This window comes from Terriglobia bacterium, from assembly GCA_035712365.1.
Classification (GTDB): domain Bacteria; phylum Acidobacteriota; class Terriglobia; order UBA7540; family UBA7540; genus SCRD01.
This window is the reverse complement of sequence record DASTAW010000038.1, coordinates 95218-114825: the sequence shown is the minus strand read 5'-3', so window position 1 is coordinate 114825 and position 19608 is coordinate 95218. Positions and strand designations below refer to the sequence as shown.

The 19608-nt window shown below is 57.2% G+C and carries 11 protein-coding genes and 1 pseudogene; 2 read left to right on the top strand and 10 right to left on the bottom strand.

All coding sequences use genetic code 11. The features are described from left to right. Nucleotides 1-64 precede the first annotated feature (64 nt). From VFQ24_11265 to VFQ24_11240, 6 genes and pseudogenes are all read right to left on the bottom strand, one after another. Nucleotides 65-1033 carry an alpha/beta hydrolase gene (locus VFQ24_11265; GenBank protein HET9178924.1) on the bottom strand — a complete coding sequence of 323 codons (969 nt, stop codon included), beginning with the start codon at nucleotides 1031-1033 and terminating at the stop codon, nucleotides 65-67. 154 nt (nucleotides 1034-1187) lie between these two features. Beyond that, a complete protein-coding gene (locus VFQ24_11260) occupies nucleotides 1188-2042 on the bottom strand; it encodes a sugar phosphate isomerase/epimerase family protein (GenBank protein HET9178923.1) in 855 nt (284 codons plus the stop codon). Nucleotides 2043-2201: 159 nt separating this feature from the next. Next, nucleotides 2202-2600 (bottom strand): diol dehydratase small subunit, encoded by a 399-nt coding sequence (locus VFQ24_11255; GenBank protein ID HET9178922.1) that lies wholly within the window; start codon nucleotides 2598-2600, stop codon nucleotides 2202-2204. Between the two features lie 28 nt (nucleotides 2601-2628). Next, nucleotides 2629-3114, bottom strand: coding sequence for a glycerol dehydratase reactivase beta/small subunit family protein (locus tag VFQ24_11250; GenBank protein ID HET9178921.1), 486 nt, complete (start codon nucleotides 3112-3114; stop codon nucleotides 2629-2631). A 78-nt stretch (nucleotides 3115-3192) separates the two neighbouring features. Then, a pseudogene (locus VFQ24_11245) lies at nucleotides 3193-4878 on the bottom strand (propanediol/glycerol family dehydratase large subunit). A gap of 351 nt (nucleotides 4879-5229) precedes the next feature. Continuing rightward, the gene (locus VFQ24_11240; GenBank protein ID HET9178920.1) at nucleotides 5230-5427 is read right to left on the bottom strand and encodes a hypothetical protein; all 198 of its coding nucleotides are present in this window, start codon (nucleotides 5425-5427) and stop codon (nucleotides 5230-5232) included. An 899-nt stretch (nucleotides 5428-6326) separates the two neighbouring features. Between VFQ24_11240 and VFQ24_11235 the strand changes: the two genes are divergently transcribed. Continuing rightward, nucleotides 6327-8030 carry an ABC transporter ATP-binding protein gene (locus tag VFQ24_11235; GenBank protein HET9178919.1) on the top strand — a complete coding sequence of 568 codons (1704 nt, stop codon included), beginning with the start codon at nucleotides 6327-6329 and terminating at the stop codon, nucleotides 8028-8030. A 23-nt stretch (nucleotides 8031-8053) separates the two neighbouring features. After that, on the top strand, nucleotides 8054-12730 hold the full coding sequence (locus tag VFQ24_11230) for a glucoamylase family protein (protein ID HET9178918.1): 4677 nt from the start codon (nucleotides 8054-8056) through the stop codon (nucleotides 12728-12730). A gap of 120 nt (nucleotides 12731-12850) precedes the next feature. On the opposite strand, the gene VFQ24_11225 is transcribed toward VFQ24_11230, so the two are convergent. The 4 genes from VFQ24_11225 to VFQ24_11210 all read right to left on the bottom strand — a co-directional run bounded on the left by VFQ24_11225 (nucleotide 12851) and on the right by VFQ24_11210 (nucleotide 19575). After that, nucleotides 12851-14452, bottom strand: a complete 1602-nt coding sequence (locus tag VFQ24_11225) for a glucoamylase family protein (protein ID HET9178917.1) — start codon at nucleotides 14450-14452, stop codon at nucleotides 12851-12853. Between the two features lie 274 nt (nucleotides 14453-14726). Beyond that, nucleotides 14727-15737 carry a hypothetical protein gene (locus VFQ24_11220; GenBank protein HET9178916.1) on the bottom strand — a complete coding sequence of 337 codons (1011 nt, stop codon included), beginning with the start codon at nucleotides 15735-15737 and terminating at the stop codon, nucleotides 14727-14729. 313 nt (nucleotides 15738-16050) lie between these two features. Then, complete coding sequence (locus tag VFQ24_11215) at nucleotides 16051-16665, bottom strand: bifunctional precorrin-2 dehydrogenase/sirohydrochlorin ferrochelatase (protein HET9178915.1); 615 nt, start codon at nucleotides 16663-16665, stop codon at nucleotides 16051-16053. A gap of 237 nt (nucleotides 16666-16902) precedes the next feature. Next, complete coding sequence (locus tag VFQ24_11210) at nucleotides 16903-19575, bottom strand: ABC transporter permease (GenBank protein HET9178914.1); 2673 nt, start codon at nucleotides 19573-19575, stop codon at nucleotides 16903-16905. Nucleotides 19576-19608 lie beyond the last annotated feature (33 nt).

Sequence of the window (19608 nt, the reverse complement as noted above, 5' to 3'; positions counted from 1 at the left end):
ATGATTGCTGCCCAGAACATCCCCCACCGAGGGCGGCAGCAGGTAAGCTTGATCGGGATTGTAATCAAAAAATTTCATCTGCGGATCTCCTCTCACCCGCATTATAACCAGGTGTCAAGATGGAGTTGCCACACAGACTCTTTAGTTCCCTGTACATCTCTTCCGATTGTTCGAACGGTACATCGGTATCCTTGTCCCCGTGGATCAACAGTGTAGGCGGAAATTTTCCTGAGATATTGCGCACAGGGCAGTAGGGATGAAAGGCCTGCGGGTCTTTGTGTGGATCATAGCCGGCCACCTCTTTCGGCCACAGCCCTTGCTGTCGGAGATACCGGTAATAACGCCATCTAGATTCCGGTGGCTCGCCTCCGCATGGGTAACCTGAGCACAGCGACTGGACGGCCTCCCTTGCAGAAACGGGTGGTTGGCCCAAGTAGAATGGATCAGGCTCGCTATACCATTTGGCAGCGATGTCGCCGTACCCATAGAAGGACACGATGGCCTTTGGTGGCGGTGATTCCAGATAACCCTGGGTGAGCGCCAAATAGCCTCCTGCCGAATGTCCTACAACGGCAAGACGGTTGGGATCAATGTGAAGGAGTGAAGGGCCCTCGTTACGGACCCATTCGTAGGCATCGTGTATGTCGTCGAGTATTTCGGGAAGTTTTGTTTCCGGAGCGAGTCTATAGTCAATGGAGACGACAGTAAACCCCGCCTCAATGTATTTGCCTACCTGGTCTGCGCGAAGGTTACCACGATAACCTCCAATGAGTGCGCCTCCATGAATCCAGAAGATAACGGGTTCCACGACCGTCGTAGGAGCTCGGAAAACATCGACTGACAAGGCGCAACCTTTCAAATGCTTATACGCGAAGGTCTCTTTCTCGTAGGGTTCGTCCGTTCCCGGGGCGAGTCTCGGCTGAAACACGGCCGCCACGCCAAGAAAAAACAACATGCTCGCCCAACTCCACTTACGTGAACCGCGAAGAAGCGTGTGTTCCTCAGTTCTTTGACGAGACGATTTCTTGATCATAGCGCCGCGCTCTTAACCCGGGAAAGTCTGAAAGGCATGTCCAGCTTCTAAAATGGCTGTCCTTTCCCTGCCTTCGTGGAACAAAACTCGGGGGATATGTGCCCGCAAATTGAAACCGGTCTCTTGCCTGACGCTCTGACGGGGTTCAACAATCTCACGTCCGGATCATCGATTTCAATTTTGTGATACTCTTCGCTACCGCTGCATCTTCGTCATCGCCGTAACTCGGATGCAGAAAGTCGATTTCGACCGCAAGAATCCCGTCAAAGCCCGATGCGGTCAGTATCTCGACAAGCTTCGCAATATCAACGATTCCGTCCCCTGCTGGAACTGAAGAGAAGAAAAACCATTCGTCGGCTGGAACTCTCTTCTGCACTTGCAGGTCCTTGATGTGGGTCGCGTAAACTCGAGATGCCAGCTTGGCCATGCCTTTTACAGGATCATCCAGGAGACGAACGAAATTACCGGTATCGAAGTTAATGCCGAGGTAGGGTGAATCAACGGCCTCTAAGAGTTGAACCATTTCATCTGCATTAAAATCGATATGATTTTCCACTGCCAGCTTGATCCCGTACTCCTCGGCCACCCTGGCAGCCTCGCGAAACATCCGCGTAAGGCGCTCGAGCTGCGGTTGGTGCGGGTCGTTGCGAAATACGAGACTGCTCCCCACCACTCGCATGACCTTGGCCCCGATCTGACGCGCGTAATCGAGATTGAGGATCATATCCTCATAGGCTTCCTGGTTTCTCCCACCTTCAAGGCCGTCCGGATGTCCCCAGGCGTAAACACGATCAAGTCCATGTTCATCAAGACTCTTTTTCAACCCTGAGAGATATTCCGAGCTGAAGCTGGGGAAAAAACAGGATTCTAGGGAGACTCCCACCACGCCCAGTTCACAAGCCCTGCTGACAAAGTCCTCCATAGTCATTCGCAAGGAAGGCGGGCGTTGTTGGGGATAGACCTCGCCAAAGAACCTGTGATAACAGTAGCTGTCTATTCCCAATTTCATACTCCAACTCCTTATCAACGCGCTGGAGAACATCCACGGACAGGGTTATTTCGGTAAAGGTTGTTATGATATCTTCCGATTCAAGGCTGCTACAGCGCTTGTGTTACCGCTCAAGAACCAGCCAGATGCAGTCCCATTGCCCGATGCCCGTGATCAGGCTTAACTCCGGCAGGCATTCGCAGCGTCTCGGATGAGGTTGGCGCACCTGGTAGCGCGCCAGCGGGTCTCCAACTGTTCTGCCAGTGCCAGCAAGCCCGCCTTTGAAGCACGGCCCGGCCGAAGAGCCCGGTAAATCTCCAGAAGTCTCTCCTCGGGCACATCAACCAGCTCTGCGGCGCGGCGGAAATTCTCCGCCAACTGCGGCCGCGCGCAGCCTTCCGCTACCCTTGCTTGTAATTCCAATGCCTCGGCCGTAACCCGCAGATCATCCATTTGAATGCGCCCATCCAGGACGGATTCAACGGTAATATCGTCGAATGGAATTCCCGAGGGTGTTCGCAAACGGTCGTGATAGCGCTCGGAGAGCGGATAACTCTGGGTTCCGGATTCATCACTCATTCAATCACCTTCCTTCCAGTTTCGACCATCACCCCTTGACGATGCGAATTTCCTGCGGCGGCCTGCCACTCCGCACTTGATTGGTTTCCCGCAGGTGCAGAACGGTTGTTCTTACGATAAATTTCAATCGGGCCATATTGTCGATCTGGATCGGGACCGGCAGCACAGGCTCTCCCTTGGCGTATTTCGCGGCATTTCTTCCAATGACTCGGTAGGAATCCAGCGTCAGGCCAGGAGCCTGAGGGAACAGCTCCAGGTTGTTGAGAGGCTCCAGGTCGCGGTGATGAATCACCGTGGTCCCTTTAGACTGCAGCCCGATTGCGACGCCTGATCCGCTCAGCAGGGCGCCTGCATGCCCGATAAAACCACAATCCGAGGTCGCATAGATTCTAACCGCACGGGCCGTCCCGCCCTCGGCTTCGATTCCCTCGATTAACGCAAGCAAGACCTTGCCATGGGGAATCCCCAGGATCGTTGATTTCAGGCTGGCACCAAACGCCGGTCCAAGCGCGATAACAATTTCACAGGCGTCGTTGCCCGGCGACGCTTCTCCAATTTCCTGGAAGAAGTCTGCCGACCACGTATCCGTCTCAACGCCAATCTGACGAGGGTCGCCGGCTTGCGGTAGGTCCGCTATCTCCTGCGCGCGCGCAGAACTGAGATGATAGCCAGTACCCGGCCCCAGGTAATCATTGGCATCATTCACTGCGCTTGAGACTGCACCGCCGGGTAGCAGCACGGCGGAAGTTTGAAGATAGTCGCCTGAAACACGCAATTTCTGCACGGAGAGAATCTTTTCTGCCACATCAGAAAACCCATGCCTGGCTAAGGCCCTGAGTACATCCAGCGCGTTGAGCCGTCTGCTGAGAAATTCATCGGCGGCTTTCAAGTCAGCCACGGCATCACGCACCGGCATGTCACAACTACTTCGCGCCGTGACTGCTGCCTCCACTTCGGCGTCAGTAATCGTGGGAAGGGCCAATTCCCGGAAAACGGATTGAATTGCCTGTGCGGCGCGACGGCGGACATCGAGAATAACCTCTTCGCGAACCGGACGGAGTCCACCATCCGTTTGCATATCGCGCTGAAGCACGGTGTAGTCATCCAGATCATCACTGTCAAAATTTCCGCCGCCAAAGAGATTGTCCTCCCGCGGCATTACGCTGTAGCCAGAGAAAATAAAATCCGTGCCGGGCAGAAACTGCAGCATCAGTTTCGCGGACTTGCGAATCTGGGAGTGAGACGCCATCGCATCGTTGCCGGACGCCAGCTCCAAATCGAGTAGCGTGGCAATCAGGTTCTCCGCCAGGACCGCGCGCACCCCGCCAGGCAAGGATTCTGGAAGAGCGATACAACTGATCGAACCATTCTGGACGCCTTGTGACCCGGCACCCTTGATGAGCATCAGGCATCGGGCCTCCAGGTAGATCATCGACTTCTTCTCGGCATGTCCCATGAGGGCCTCGGAACCGGACCCCGATGTAAACCGCACCTTGATGCCGCGGGACGCATAAGCTGAAGCCAGGAATGCCTTGGACCACGGAGTGTCGTCCCCGTCGGAGAAGGCTTGCTCCGTACCGTAGACGGACAAAGTCTCGGCATAGGTTGTGAGCCCCAGCAAGGCAAGGCGCAATTCCAGAGCCTCCTCCACGGCGCACTGGGTTAGCGCTGCACCTCGACCGGTCTGAGACCCAATGAGGATAGCCATCGCACTCAGTGGCGCATTGCGCGGAACGCCAACTGTTGTCTCCAGTTCAGAAAATCCGCGCTCATTGGCTTCAGCGGCATCGGCAGCAAGCAGGACTGGATTTTCGCGCCTGTTGGTTACATGAGCCTGGTTGAAGGGGGTCTTTCGGGCGCGCATTTTCTGCAAGGCCATCATCATCTCAACTACATTGAGATGGTCCACGACGTCCATGATCTTGGCTGGAGTAAGACCGGAGAAGACATCAATCACCTGGTCTCGAGGCGTCGTGATGTCCACCAGCATCCGCGCAATCGCCAGGGAGTCCATCGCCATTGATTTCTGAGCGAGCTGAATATTGATAGCATGGCAGGCAACGAACTTGTCAATCCAGTCAAAATCGCGTTCATGAATGCCGTCCATTTCGGTGATGCGCCCATCTTCGACCTTGATCTGAGGATTCGGATCGTAAGGGCTGTGGAACAGCGTCAGGCCCGCTTCAGGCCATTCGTGGACAAAACTGTCATTATTGATTCCCCGCATTCCACGGGATTGAAATCGTTTTGAGTTGCTCGTGCGCTCTTCTGGCGCCATTGTTCGCCTCACCAGCGTCTGTCACTAACTGCCCTTTACCGTGCCTCCCGTGTCTGGGCGCGGGAGATCGGCTTCTTCGCTTTTGATACAGTCGTTGTATACGTGGACATCTCGAATGTCAAGCAGGCCCGCAGGCTGGAATTGGAAGGGTAGGTGTACCCCCATTGTGGATCGAAGTGTGTGAGTGAGGAGAGGAGGAGGGCTTTGCTGGGGGAGACGGCCAGGGCCGTCGGCGCGCCGGCATAGAATCGTGCCTTGTATTTTCAATAACATGGCCCGCTTTGTTTTTAGGTTCGTTTCGGTTTGTTTTTTCCACAGCTACGTGTTTTCAATAACTTCTCCGCTTTGTTTTTAGCTTTGTTCCGGTTTGTTTTTCAGGGCCGATCCTTTGTTTTCAGCAACTTCTCCGCTTTGTTTTTCAAAAAACACATTTTTTTGTCCCACAATTTTAATGCCAAACTCTACCGGCAATTGCATTCGATTTTGTGAGAGCAAATTCAGAGCCTGTCCAGACTGTTGGCTTCCGGCGTACACATCCCCTGCCGTCATCAGTGAGGCTACCATAGTAGCCAACAAAAGTCAAGCAAAATCGGCCGAGGGCTTTCCTCATTCCCTTTCCCGGTTGTAGCCGCAAAGCCGCAATTGACGCAGGAATTCGAGCGGCGCACTCCCTTGCCTCACTTCGATTGCGGAAGCTTGGCACGGGCCTATTTGTTGAAAACGAAGTGTCTCCGCCCGGTCCCGCACCACGCTACATGTGTATTGCCAGCTGAAAAGCGAGGGCCTTTTGGGGCTAGAGGTTTGCTCTCCGCGCTCCTCCACTTTTGGAAAACATGCGTTGCAATAACGACCAGGGCGGGACGGTGGTGGCGCCGGTGAACGGCGGAGACGGGTCCGCTCAGGCTCGCCTGCTCCGACTTGAAGCCTTGGGCTTTGGAATTCTTCGGACCTCACCTGTGCGCCCTGGAGAGGGCCAAGAAGGCAACGACCCCAAATCCGGGACTTCCGGCTCCTTCAACCCGAGAACTTGTCGCGGGCGCCTATCCTTGGTGAGAGGCCGCAAGGGGATCCGCAGCAGCCATCAATCGCACAGAGAATCAGGTTCTTATTTCACGAAGTCTGTAGTTTTTACTGAATTCCCGCGACAGCCTCCGCTCCGCCCCTGAATCCGAAGCCGCAACTCATTGGAAGCAGAGAGGTTGATCAAGCCATGGAGATCGATGGTTAGGCAACTGGATTGCCAGTTATGATAGAGTGCGCAAGGGGAGAGCTTTTCGCCCATCCTGACGGCTTTTGAGCCTGCGACAAAGTTTAGGGTCCAAATGCAGGAAAACTCCTCAAAACAGTCCTTTGGGAATGCCTGGAGAGACCGCCTTCGGGCGCTACGAAACGTTCCGCCTGGGCTTCGCATCGTGTGGGAATCTGGGCCGCGCGTGACGATTGCCGGCTTGGCGCTGCAGATAGTTTCAGCACTCATTCCAATTGGCATTGCGGCAGTTTCGGCTGCCATAATCGGCGAAGTCGCCTCCGTTGTTACTGCCCACCAGCATCTGGCGCCAAAATTCTGGTGGCTGGTAGCAGCCGAATTCGGGCTGGCGCTTGGGGGCAGTGTCCTCTCGCGCATGATTGGCTATTGTGAGAGCGTCCTGGCCGATAAGTTCATCCGGCATGTCAGCATCAAGGTGATGAGCCATGCCTCAAGGCTGGATCTGGAAACCTATGAAGACCCCGATTTCTACGACAAGTTGGAACGGGCAAGGGTCCAGGCAACAGACCGCGTCAGCATGATTTCGTCCGCAGGCAGGGCCCTCCAGCAATTCGTCACGGCCCTCACCTTTTCGATTACCATCTGCATCTTTTCACCGTGGATTCTCCTGCTCCTCATCGTCGGCGTTCTGCCGGCGTTTGTCGGCGAGAGCCACTTCGCCTTTCTGGGATACTCGTTGAGATTTCGGCAGACGCCCGCGCGGCGTGAGCTCGACTATCTCCGGCAGCTAGGGGCAAGCAAAGAAAGCGCCAAGGAACTAAAACTGTTCGGACTCAGCCCGTACTTGACGGGCAGGTATGCCGCGCTTTCCGACGAGATCTATACGCAGAATGTTTCGCTTTCAAAGCGCCGGCTCCTTGCCAGCTCGTTGTTCTCGCTGCTGAGTGCGACCGCCTATTATGGCGCATACGCCTTCGTGATCTATCGGACGATCCATGGAGACCTTTCACTTAAGTCCCTGATTTACCTGGCCACCGCCATCGCCGGCGCCAGCAGCAACATCCAGCAGATTTTCTCCAGCTTTACAAGCATCGCCGACCAGGCGCTGTTCCTCACCGATTTCCTGAATCTGTTCCGTCTCGAGCCCAGGGTGCAGTCCAAGCCCAATGCAATTCCGGCCCCGCGGCCCATACGCCAGGGGTTTGAGTTCGACCAGGTGACTTTTGCCTATCCCGGAACCAGGCGTGCCGTTCTTGACCGCCTTGACCTTCGAATCGAACCCGGCCAGCGAGTGGCCCTGGTGGGCGAAAACGGGCAGGGTAAAACAACCCTCGTCAAGCTGATCACGCGGCTCTACGATCCGACCGCAGGAAGAATCCTGCTGGATGGAGTCGATCTTCGAGATTATGACCTGGAAGACCTGCACCGGGAAATTGCGGTGATCTTTCAGGACTTCATGCGTTACGAAATGACCGGGCGCGACAACATTGCCGCAGGGAAAATCGAGGACCGCGATAACCTCAGCCGAATCTCGATGGCCGCTCACAAAAGCCTTGCCGACACCGTGCTGCGTAAGCTGCCGGGGCGGTACGAGCAGATGCTCGGCAGGCGGTTTGAGGGCGGTGTGGACCTGTCCGGCGGAGAATGGCAGAAAATCGCTCTGGCAAGAGCTTACCTCCGGGATGCGCAGTTACTAATCCTTGATGAGCCGACGGCGGCGCTTGATGCTCGTTCTGAACGGGAAGTTTTTGAGCGATTTTCCGAACTCACGGTTGGAAAGACCGCCCTGTTGATTTCCCATCGCTTCTCCACGGTCCGCATGGCGGACCGAATCCTTGTCCTGGAAGGCGGCAAGATCGTCGAGGACGGGTGCCACAGCCAGCTGATGGCACGCGGAGAACGCTATTCAAGAATGTTCGAAATGCAGGCCGCCAGCTACCGGTAACGTGGAAAACAAGAGATTTTGTTATGAACCGAATCTTCGATAAGCATTCTCATGGTTGCCCGAAGGTCCCGGACGCTGGCATCAGCTCCGCTGATACGAAGCGTCCCCTGGGCAACAGTGAGCAGGCCAGAGAAATTTCGAATGAATCTCGGAATGAGTGGCTGCGGGCGCTCGGCACGCATCAGGCTCGGAAATGGGTTGCCGCCGGAACCTTGAACCGTCCCAAGGTCCTCAACCCGCGTTGGCAACGGACCCGGGCATCCGTTGAGCGAACTTTACTGCTCCGCAGCGAGGCGACTCCCGAAAACAGCCCAGCCGCTGAGCAACATCGCTGGATTCACGACAATGCGCGCTTTCTTCGCAGCACTGTAAAAGAATTTCGGGATGCCTTCAAATCGTTGCGGGATTTGCCCGGCTTGCAACCCTCACCGGAGCAGGATGAAATTGTTCCGCGCGTCTATCAGATCGCGAGCAGCTTTCTGACCGCGGTAGAGTTCCGGTTTGCAGAAGAGGCGCTCGGAAAGTATGTCACCGGAGTTCAGCAGGTGGTCGCTCTCGAGATCGGTGAGCTCCGGGCGCTGAAACTTCTGCTTCAGTTTGCATTGCTGGAAGAGCTTGGAATCGCAGGCGAGAAACTTATGGCCGTCCCTGCATCGGGAGATGGCTCTCCGGAGATTCACTCTCACCTTCCCTCGACGATAATCACCAGCCTTCGTGACATTTCTGAAATGGAGTGGAAAGAGTTTTTTGAGGCAACCTGTGTCGTTGACCGCATTCTGCGGTCAGACCCCTCTGGGGCTTATCCCTGGATGGACTTTGAAAGCCGCGAACTCTATCGAAACGCCGTATCCGAGCTGGCCCGGCACACGAAGCTGAGTGAAACCGAGGTTGCAAAGGGGGCCATCCTATGCGCGCGGAAAGCCAAGGAACGGAAATGGGGAGTGAATCAGCGTGCCACTGATCGCCGCAGCAGCGCCGGATATTACCTGATGGACCACGGCAGCCTGAAACTGAAAAGAGTTATCGGGTATCGCCCCTCGTTAGCAAAGAGAATAAGCGACCTCATCCTTGGATGGCCGGAAGTCTATTATGTTGCGGGCGTCGAACTCACAACGCTGGTTGCGGTCTTTCTGTTGCTATGGCACCTGGGAACGGTGATCCCTCTCATTCCGGGCCTGCTGTTATTGATTCCCGCAAGTCAGGCCGCAGTCGGTCTGATGAACCAGCTAACCGTCCGCTTTGTGCGGCCGCGCCGGCTTCCGAGGCTGGACTTCTCCGGCGGCATTCCAGACGAGTTCTCGACTCTCGTTGTGGTCCCCTCCCTTCTGCTGAACGAAAAGGAGGTGCGGCACATTGTAGAGGCTCTCGAGGTCCGCTACCTGGGAAATCGCGACCCCAATTTACATTTCGCCCTCCTGACGGACTCGCCCGACGCCTCGAAACCCACGGACGAGCACGATGACCTGGTGGCATTGTGCAGTTCGCTTGTCGAACAACTCAACGACAAGTACGCGCAGGAGCGCCGAGGCGGTTTCTTCCACTTCCATCGTCACCGTGTTTACAATCCGCAGGAAAACAGGTGGATGGGATGGGAACGGAAAAGGGGCAAGTTACTCGACCTGAACAAGCTGATCCTGGGCAAGGAAGATAATTTCCCGGTCAAGGTCGGCGACCTCTCCACTCTGCCTCGGGTCCGATACGTGATCACGCTCGATTCGGACACGCGCCTGCCCCGGGAGACCGCTTACAAGCTTGTCGGAGCGCTGGCTCACCCGCTGAATCGTGCCGTGATTGACAGGAAAACAAATACAGTTGTTGAGGGCTACGGCATCCTGCAACCCAGGATTGGAATCAGCGTTGAATCCGCCCGCAAGTCACGGCTGGCGAGCATATATTCCGGTGAAACCGGGTTTGATATTTACACGCGGGCCGTCTCCGACGTCTACCAGGACCTGTTTGGGGAAGGCAGTTTTACAGGCAAAGGAATTTATGAGGTCGAAACCTTCCAGCGAGTGCTGGGCAATCGGTTTCCGTCCAATGCTCTACTGAGCCATGACCTGATTGAAGGCGTATACGGAAGAGCCGGACTCGTTTCCGACATTGAGGTGATCGACGATTACCCGTCACACTTCAGCGCCTATTCGCGCCGGATGCATCGCTGGGTGCGAGGCGACTGGCAGATCCTGCGATGGCTGTTGCCTCACGTGCCCGACTTCTTTGGCGCGCGGGTCCCGAACCCAATCACACTCCTGTCCCGCTGGAAAATCTTCGACAATCTCAGGCGCAGCCTGATCGAGTTGAACCTCTTCCTGCTATTACTGGCCGGCTGGTTTGCCTTCCGCGGCGGCGCCCTCTACTGGACGGCTGTCATCATTGCGCTACTGCTGCTGCCCACGTATGTCGAAACCCTCATCTCACTGGCCCAGGTGTGGAGGGCTGACAACCTTAAGGGCTTTTTGAAGGAGCGCGCGAACGCTTTCGTCACGGGGCATCTGCAGGTATTTGTCATGCTGGTGTTCCTGCCCCACAAGGCGTTCGTCATGCTTGACGCCATCGTCAGAACTCTCACACGCCTCACCGTCACGCGCAGAAACCTGCTGGAATGGGAAACGTCCGCTGAAGCAGAAGCAGGCAGCAGGAAAAAGACGGCTGTCGAAGCTTACCTGGCGTTCACCCCGTGGTTCGCCCTGGCAACGGGCATCTCCCTGGCATTTCTCCGGCCTCCTGCATTGCCGGCGGCCGCACCCATACTGGGCCTCTGGTTGCTTGCCCCTGTGTTCACGGAATGGATTAACCACCCGCCCCGCAGACGCACGAAACCTTTGGAGCCACAGGACGTCGCCTTCCTGAGGATTGCGTCCCTCTCCACTTGGAGGTACTTCCGGGAGTTCAGCAATGCCGGAGTTCACTGGCTGATACCCGACCGCGTTCAGCAGGAACCCCCTGCAGTAATGAACGTGTTGTCGCCCACAAACCTCGGAATTCTGTTGAACGCGCGCCTGGCAGCCCACCACCTTGGCTATCTCACACTCACCGAGCTGATCGAGCAAACCGAACAAACGATCAATTCTGCAAAACGTCTTTCTCGGTTCAACGGGCATTTTCTCAACTGGTATGACCTGCATACGCTTGACCCGCTTCCTCCAAAATTCGTTTCGACGGTGGACAGCGGAAACCTCGCGGCCTGCCTGTGGACCCTGAAGCAGGCATGCCTCGGGCTCGTAAACGAGCCACTTCTCTCGAGAGAGCTATGCCAGGGCATCCGCGACCATCTTTCGCTCATTCAGCAAATAGCCCATCAGAAGACCCTGGCGCCGGAAGTTGTATTGCGCATCCAGGAGGTAGTCTCATGGGCCGATCGAGCCGGAGAAAACGCTTCGGATTGGACCTGGTCCCTGCCCGGCCTTCACAAGGAAATTCAAGCTGTCATGGATGCACTTTGCAGCAACCGACCGGATGGCGAAAGTGGCGACCAGGGCTCGGCAGACGACCTGTCATGGTGGCTGTCGGAAACGCTTGCGCGGATCGAAAACGTGCAGACCAGCGTAAAAACTCTGGCGCCCTGGCTCTTGCAAGAGTACAGGCAGCTTCATTTGGACAGTCCGGGGCACGATGTCTCTCTGGCTTCACTGCCCGCGGTCCTGCCGCAGATGGAACGAGAGCTGAACGACCGGTCACCGGAATCCGGCACACCCGGCGCCACAGATAGCGTGAGATCTCTATCCTCACTTCTCAGGGCCAGCCTCGATCGAGCCACAAATCTTTCCGCCAGGCTTCAGCGCCTCGCGGGCGAGGCCGAGGAACTTCTAAGAGAAATGGACTTCCGATTTCTCTACGACCAGAAAAGGAGACTTCTGCACGTTGGGTACGATGTCGAGGCCCAGCAGCATACAACAGCCGTTTATGACCTGCTCGCTTCCGAAGCCCGAACTGCCACTTTTATTGCGATTGCTAAAGGCGACATCAGGCAGGAAGCCTGGTTTCACCTGGGGAGGACGCAAACCCTTGAAGAAGGCACGCCGGTATTGGTCTCATGGAGTGGGACCATGTTCGAGTACCTGATGCCCTTGCTCTGGATGCGCTCGCATTCGGGCACGATGCTGGACGAGGGCATGCACTCGGCGGTGCTCTGCCAGCAGAAATACGCGAGGAGGAGAAAGGTTCCCTGGGGCATTTCAGAAGCGGCCTTCAGCGCCCGGGACCACAAAGGCATTTACCAATATGCGGCATTTGGTCTGCCTGGCCTGGCTGTGGACCCGAATGCATTAGAAGATATCGTCATTGCTCCCTACGCAAGCTTCCTGGCACTGCTGGTTGACTCCACGTCCGCCGTTCGTAACTTAAAGTTGATGTGGGAAAAGGGCTGGTTCGGCCGACTCGGCTTCTTCGAATCCACTGATTACTCTGACAGCCGCACGAGTGGAACGGCAGAGGGCGAACTGGTTCGATGTTGGATGGCCCATCATCAGGGGATGAGCCTGCTGGCAGTCTGTAACCTGCTCACCAGGTCTTCTCTGCAAAGGTGGTTTCACCTGGAAAGCCAGGTGATGGCGACTGAGCTTCTCCTGCATGAAAAGGTCCCTCGCGCAGCGCCCGAACAGCTCGAACCGGCAAACCCTTGGAAGCGATCTCCGCAAATTCCGGGGAAGGAAACCTCGACGCGAAGTGCCCTTGCAGAACCGGCCCACGAGTCAGGGTGAGTGCGGAAGCCACCCGTGCTTCCCGGCCAAGGATGTAGAGAACCTCGACTGGAGAACCGGCCTCCAACCCCTGGCGGACGCGTAGCCCGGCTATCGGCTATTCTGAGGTGAACACAGACCTTATTCTGTTTGCCGTGGAGGGATAGGAATCTTGAATTTAAACGCCGAAGCGGGGATCTGGTGCCGGGTGCCTACACGGATTTCTGCATCCACGTCTGCGTTCGTGGGTGGCGTTCGCTTCTGCGGGTCGGCAGTCCCTTCCCGGGTATCAGCGATCGCTTTGCTCAGTTGCCGCCCCTCAACCGGCGGGTCCGGCACAAGCCCGATCATGTCCAGGGCCCGTTCAACGTCAGCGTTGCCCATGAACCATCGCCACACGTTTCCCGTGCGCAGGTCTTCAGCGCTGAGAAGCGTGATGCCGACGTCGATCCCGATGACGTAGCGGCTGACCCATCCCGTCGTGGGATTGAACGCATCGGCAAAGCCGTATCGTCCATAAACCTTCCGGCCATATTGCAGCAGCATGGCCCGCAATGCAGGAATGCAGATGTCAGGAGCAAACATGGCGGAGCCGGCGGCGGCGCTGGGAACAACTGTGCCATCGATTCGGGAATCGTTGGCTGAGCCTCCCCACGCGACATAGCCCTTCGCGCTGTCAGACGCCGTGATGCCCCATACTCTCGACGAATACCCGCGGTACCGTTGTGAGAGATCAATCCCCAGTGCCTGCTGGGCCCGCGTGGCCACTATCGCATTTTCGAGGACGTTCACGCGCGGAACGACCCGATCTTCCACCGGAACCTCCCTGTAGCTGCGGTTCCTGAGGTCCAGCCATGCCTGAGAATATTGCTGAATAAAAAGAGGGCCTCCGCCGATATAGGCATAGCCACCAGCGTGAACAATCGGAAGCTTCCAGCCGAACCAGGAGTCTGGAGGAATGGGGTGCGTCGGCGACCCAATCGCCAATGCGTAGAGGATCCCCGCTTCGCTGTACGTGTCCCAGCCGTACGGGAGGAAGCCTGTCTCCGGTTTCCAGCCGTGCGATAGTATTAAGGGGTCGCCGTCAAGCATCCACGGGAAATCCACACGGTGATAAATCAAGTTCGCCAGCCGGACGATTTCGGGATCATCAGGAAAGGCCTGCCTCGCGGTCAGAATTCCCGACAGCAGCAGCGCGGTGTCGATTGATGAAACCTCACTTTTCCATGCCCTTTTCCCTGTGGTGGCGTCAAGGAAATGGTAAAACCACCCATGTTTCTGCTGAGCGTGATAGGCAAAGAAACGCAAAGCCGTGCGGATGCGATAGCTGGCCCGATCGGGGCTTATCCAGCGATGATCGGCGGCGATGCAGTATGCCGTCAAGCCAAAACCCGTTGCGGCAATACTCGCGACGTTTTTACGCCAGGACTCCTCTTCGGGCCTGCCGTCAAAGCGCGCGCGGTCCAGGATCAGTCCAGTTCGAGGATCAGTGTTTTGCCAGAAATAGCGGAAGGAACGGCGTGAAATATCATCCAGCAGGTCATTGTCAATCCTGCGGAGAGGGTGGACCTCCTCAGCGGGCGCCGTGGCAGCCGCGGCCCGTACGCCTACGCTGGGTATCAGCGCGAAGGCCAGCGCGACTGCACTGATGATCCTTGAGGTGCGGGACCCGCCCCCGACGACGGCGATGTATCGGAAGTACCGGGAAAGAAAATGCTTAGCGGTTCGAACCTCTGTACCCAATGCCCTGAAAACCTTCAGTACCTCTCCAAGTCCTCGGGACCCGCACTCCGGATGCTAAATCCACGACATCCGGGGGGAGCGTCCGATGGTTGTTCCACACAGCGAGGTTGGCAGTCCCCCGCGCCGCGTTACATTGTACAACCTTCTGGGTCAAAGGGAAGGCTCAAGGGAGAAATTCCACACTTCCACTCCAAGTTTTTCAGTATTCGGCTTTTAGGATGGCCAGAAGAACGGCGATTTGGCAGGTATATTGCGGTCCTTTATTTATATTGCGCTAAAACCCCCCTTCCCCCAACCTGCTCATGGGCTTACCGTTGGAAGCGACATTTGCCTGCTGGGTGTTTGAGATGCTCGGCACGAGGAGATAGCCGGCAATTTCGTTCGACTTCACCTTCGTTACGACTAATTCATACGCCAGCCCGTCGGGTTTGGGGTAAAACGTAACGGGAAGCGCCGCCGGCTGGTCATGGACCCATATCCTGCGCCCGCTTCCGGCAAGCCAGATCCACCCGCGGAACTTTTGATGTGCGAGGTCCGTCCCGCCCAGGTGTACGGACACTCCTTGCACAATCTCCTCGTCGCGGTTCTTCGCGACTTCGAAATCCACCAGGCTCGTTGAGAGCTGATTATCGAGGGACGCAACTGCCTGCTGGCTTACCACCTGCTGCTGGCGGACGTCCGCAAGTTCGCGGTTGTAAGCTGCTCGGGTGGCGGCCAACTCCTGACGTGTATTCGCCAGCTCACTTTCAAGCTGCGCGACTTGGACCTGTTGCGCCTGCTGCTGCGAAATGATCTCGTTGATATGGGCGTTCAGCGCGGCTGTGCGCAGATTCAGATCCCTGTTCTCTTTTTGAGCGGCACTCCCCACCATCGCGGCTGCGCGCTGGCGGGCATCGTCCAACCCGGACCGCCAATCAGCATCCATCTTCTGAATCTGGGCGGCCAAACCTGCTTGTTTGGCACGCCAATCGTTGAAGCCTTCCTCAACTTTGGCCGCCCGCGCGCGAAGCTCCCCAATCGCTCCCATGCGCCCGGACAACCCCGAAAGCTCGGAGTTATGCTGGCTGATCACAGAATAGCCATAGGCCGCCATAACGGCCAGCGCCACCGCAAGGACCGCCAGCGCGGTCCACAAACCTGCCGTCCCCCGTCTGTGAGAGACCACCGAATCGATGGACTGATCACCGTCCCACTCCCCTGAAGAATGTATTTCAGTGTCATCAATCGGTGGCGTGTACTCTGGGTGTGCGTACTCTACGCTCCACTTCTCTTTAACTGGACCCATAGACCCTCCTCCGGGCCCTGCCAGAGACAACTCCGGTATGTGGAGTTATTTTAACCAGGCTGGCAGGGCTTTCCCCTCCCTACGTTTCGCACGTTGAGTTCCATGCCTGTACTTTGGGTCAGGTCTATTAGAATCAGCAACATATGTACAGGCCATGGAAAAACTGAAACTAAGGAGTGCGAAAGGAATACTCGTCAGATAGGAAAATTTGCAGACGAGCGGAGGACGCGGGGCGCCGATTTTGGACCCGCCGTCTGCCGCTGAGGCGCAGGCCACCGGGGGTGATTAGCCCCATGCCGGCCAGCCTGGGGCGCTAGAAAAACCTCGCCCGCAGACCCTGCCGGACGCGCCTCTTCTTCAGTGCCGTCTCGACGAACTCGTCCACCAGCTTCTTCTGGGTAGCCAGGTCGCCGGGGATCTCCAGCCGCAGTTTCGAGCGCAGGCGGCCCACTATCTCAGTCAAATCGGCAGCGTTTTCCGGTACGGCTTCCTCGATGTATCGCCGGAGCTTTGCAGCCAGCGCGGGACTCCGTCCGCTTGTGCTGATGGCAATTTTCAGGTCGCCGCGCTGGACAATTGCCGGCATATAAAAGTTGCAGGAGTCCGGTTTGTCCACAACATTGCAAAGGACGCCAAGGCGCTCCGCCGCCTCAAAAACAGCCTGCTGGGTTTTGAGGTCATTGGTTGCCGCGATCACGATAAAGTAGCGTCGGCTGAGGTCAGTCCGCTTAAATCCCCGGCGGACGAGAACCAGCGATTTTGCCTTAGCCAGCCTCTCGATTTCGCTTCCGGCCTTCGGCGAAACGACCGTGACCCTGGCCCCCGCGCTGATCAACTGCCTCACGCGCACGGCGGCCATTTTCCCTCCGCCTACCACCAGAGCCTTCCGTCCGTTCAGTTTCAGGAATATCGGGAATAACTCTGCCATTGCCTCGCTGTCTCCGCGCTCATCTTCAGAGTTTGTAATCGCCCATCACGAACCACCATCCACTATCCACTGCCCATGCCGTAGCGCCACCAGTGGGTCGGTTTGCGACGGCCGACGCCCTTCTGTAGCGGCGGCTTTACGCCGCCAGATGGGCGATGGCGCGGTAAACGCGCCGCTACAGCGTGCCTCCGTTTTTGCTCTTCACTCGGCACTCATCACTTACCACTTACCACTGCCTCACTCGTATCTCAGCGCCACCATGGGATCGACCTTTGCCGCCCGGCGAGCTGGGATGTAACAAGCCACGAGCGCCACAGCAGTCAGAAGCATCGAGACGGCAATAAACGTAGCCGGATCGGTGGGACTTACACCGTAAAGCTGGCTGGCGATGAATCGCGTAAGCACCAGCGACCCCGCCACTCCAAGCGCAATCCCCACCGCCACAAGCGCTGCGAACTGGCCCAATATCATTGAGAGCACATGCGAGCGCCGGGCGCCCAGCGCCATACGGATCCCCACCTCGTGCTTTCGCCGGCTGACGGCATAGGAAACCGTCCCGGCAATGCCGGCGGCGGCCAGCAACAATGCGAGCACGGCAAAAACGCCCACCAAGGTCAGGTACAAGCGTTTCTCCGCGACGCTCTTCCCGAGCACCTCCTGCATTGTTTCGATCTGGGAGATAGGCGCCTCAGGGTCAACCGAATGGATGACCCTTTCCATCTCAACTGACGCGCTTGCCGGTGTGCTAGTCTTCACAACCAGCGTCCCTGCGAACGCGGCCAGAAAGTATTGCGTGAAGGGATTGTACAATTCCGGGCGCGGCTTGTCCGCCAGCGCCAGGTCTCTCACGCCGTCCACTTCGCCGACCACGCGCACCGCCGGAGTCGTCTTCGGATAGGCGGGATAAAATAGCTTTCCCACGGGATTCTGACCCGGCCAGTAGCGGTCCACGAAAGCCTTGTCAACAATAGCAACTCCCTCCGAATCCTGGGTATCCTGGTCCGTAAAGAAGCGGCCGCGCAACAGGGAAATACCCATCGTTTTGAAGTATCCCGGACTCACCGCGTGAAAATCGCTACCAATACTGCCGTTCTCAGGGATGTTCGACATTCCGGGCTGCGCGGCCATCACAACCGTGCTATGAAATCCAACCAGAGGAAGCGGACTTACAAGAGCGGCCGATTGGATCCCTGGCAGCGCATTAACCTTTCGGAGAACTTGTTGGTATGCTTCGATCTGATCCTCGAGTTTGGGGTAGCGGTATTTAGGCAGCAGCACGCGCATGGTCAACGTCTCCTGTGGATTGAATCCGGGCTCAACGCCCTCAAGTTTCAGGAAACTGCGCAACATCAATGCCGCTCCCGTCAGCAGAATTAACGACAGCGCGACCTCAGCGACGACGAGCACACTCTGTGGGTTCCACCGCCCTCTACGCGGGACCGCGTTCGCGCGCCTTTCTTTAAGTGACTCGACCAGATCAACCTTCGAAGCTTGGAAAGCAGGCGCGAGGCCGAAAACAACCCCCACCGCCACTGATACGGCCACTGTGGCCGCCAGGGTTCGCGGATCAAGACCCATCTGCTGGAAGTTGGCTGTGTCGAGCGCACGGGGCAGCAGCCCGCGTACCAGCCCAATTCCCCAGTGCGCCAGCAGAATTCCTACTGCGCCCGCAACCCCACTCAGGATTAGGCATTCGGTCAGCAGTTGGCGAATCACACGCGCGCGGCTTGCGCCGATGGCCGTACGGACGGCAATCTCCTTCTGACGTGTGCTGGCCCGTGCCATCAGCAGATTGGCCACGTTGGCGCAGGCGATGGCCAGGAGAAATCCTGCGGCGCCGAAGAGGAAGATCAGAATCGACCGCCAGTGGTCGATCAACTTGTCCATCAACGGCGTCACCTGAATGCGCCAGTCCGATTTTTTGCGCGCGCCCGTCGGGTTCACAACCTGAAGAGCTGATACACTCAGCGCCGCCAGGGCCTTCTCGCTGGAAATTCCCGGCCTCAATCGCGACCAGACGGTCAGGGAAAAATTTCCAGTGTCAGACTTCTGTTTTGCGTCGAAGATCAGCGGAGTCCAGCAGGCCGGCTGCAACGCCGCAGAAGACTCGGGAAGCTGAAAGCCGGGCGGCATGATTCCCAGGATGATGTATCCAACGCCATCCAGCGTGATCGATCTGCCGATGGCGTCAGAACGGCCGTTGAACAGTTGCTGCCACAGTGGATAGCTCAGGATAGCTGCACGACTTCCACCGGAATTGTAGTCGTGTGACGTGAAATCCCGGCCCATGAGCGGCCGCGCGCCCAGCAACTGAAAAGTTCCTTCGGAGATCTGGTTGTCGAACACCTGAACCGGCTCAGCGCCGCCAACCAGTGTCTTGCTGTTGAAACGCGAACCCTTGGCTACAAACTGTCCAATGCTGCCGGCGTGGTCGCGCCAGCTTAAAAAGGCCGGAACCGGAACCCCACTCCAGCCAGGATAGTTCTTCAGGTCGGTCATGCCAACTTCCACCAGGCCCGAAGAGTTCTCGTAAGGTAAGGCGCCGAATATCGCCGCTTCTGCAAAGCTGAAGACAACACAGGTGGCTGCAATCCCCAGCGCCGCAATGGCAATCGCCGCCAGGCTGAATCCCGGGTTGCGGCGGAGTTGGCGGACGCCGTAGTGCACATCCTGCAGCAAGGTTTCGAGCCAGCCCCAGCCCCACTGGTCGCGCGTGACGTCTTTCACCAGAGGGACGTTGCCGAACTCGCGCCGCGCGTTTGCTTCGGCTGCGGCAGGGTCTTCGCCCTGCTCGATCCGCTCGCGGACGGCCATGGCCAGATGCGCTCGGAGTTCTTCGTCCAGCTCCCGCTCGCGCCGCCGGCGGAGAAAGCCACTAAAACGAATCAACGTTGCTCGTGTCCGTCGCATGGCGACCGCCTCTCTGATCGTAAATCCGCAGTT

Coding starts and splice junctions, on each gene's coding strand:
- VFQ24_11265 (HET9178924.1), bottom strand. CDS start 1,033: ATGATCAAGAAATCGTCTCGTCAAAGAACTGAGGAACACACGCTTCTT.
- VFQ24_11260 (HET9178923.1), bottom strand. CDS start 2,042: ATGAAATTGGGAATAGACAGCTACTGTTATCACAGGTTCTTTGGCGAG.
- VFQ24_11255 (HET9178922.1), bottom strand. CDS start 2,600: ATGAGTGATGAATCCGGAACCCAGAGTTATCCGCTCTCCGAGCGCTAT.
- VFQ24_11240 (HET9178920.1), bottom strand. CDS start 5,427: ATGACGGCAGGGGATGTGTACGCCGGAAGCCAACAGTCTGGACAGGCT.
- VFQ24_11230 (HET9178918.1), top strand. CDS start 8,054: ATGAACCGAATCTTCGATAAGCATTCTCATGGTTGCCCGAAGGTCCCG.
- VFQ24_11220 (HET9178916.1), bottom strand. CDS start 15,737: ATGGGTCCAGTTAAAGAGAAGTGGAGCGTAGAGTACGCACACCCAGAG.
- VFQ24_11215 (HET9178915.1), bottom strand. CDS start 16,665: ATGGCAGAGTTATTCCCGATATTCCTGAAACTGAACGGACGGAAGGCT.
- VFQ24_11210 (HET9178914.1), bottom strand. CDS start 19,575: ATGCGACGGACACGAGCAACGTTGATTCGTTTTAGTGGCTTTCTCCGC.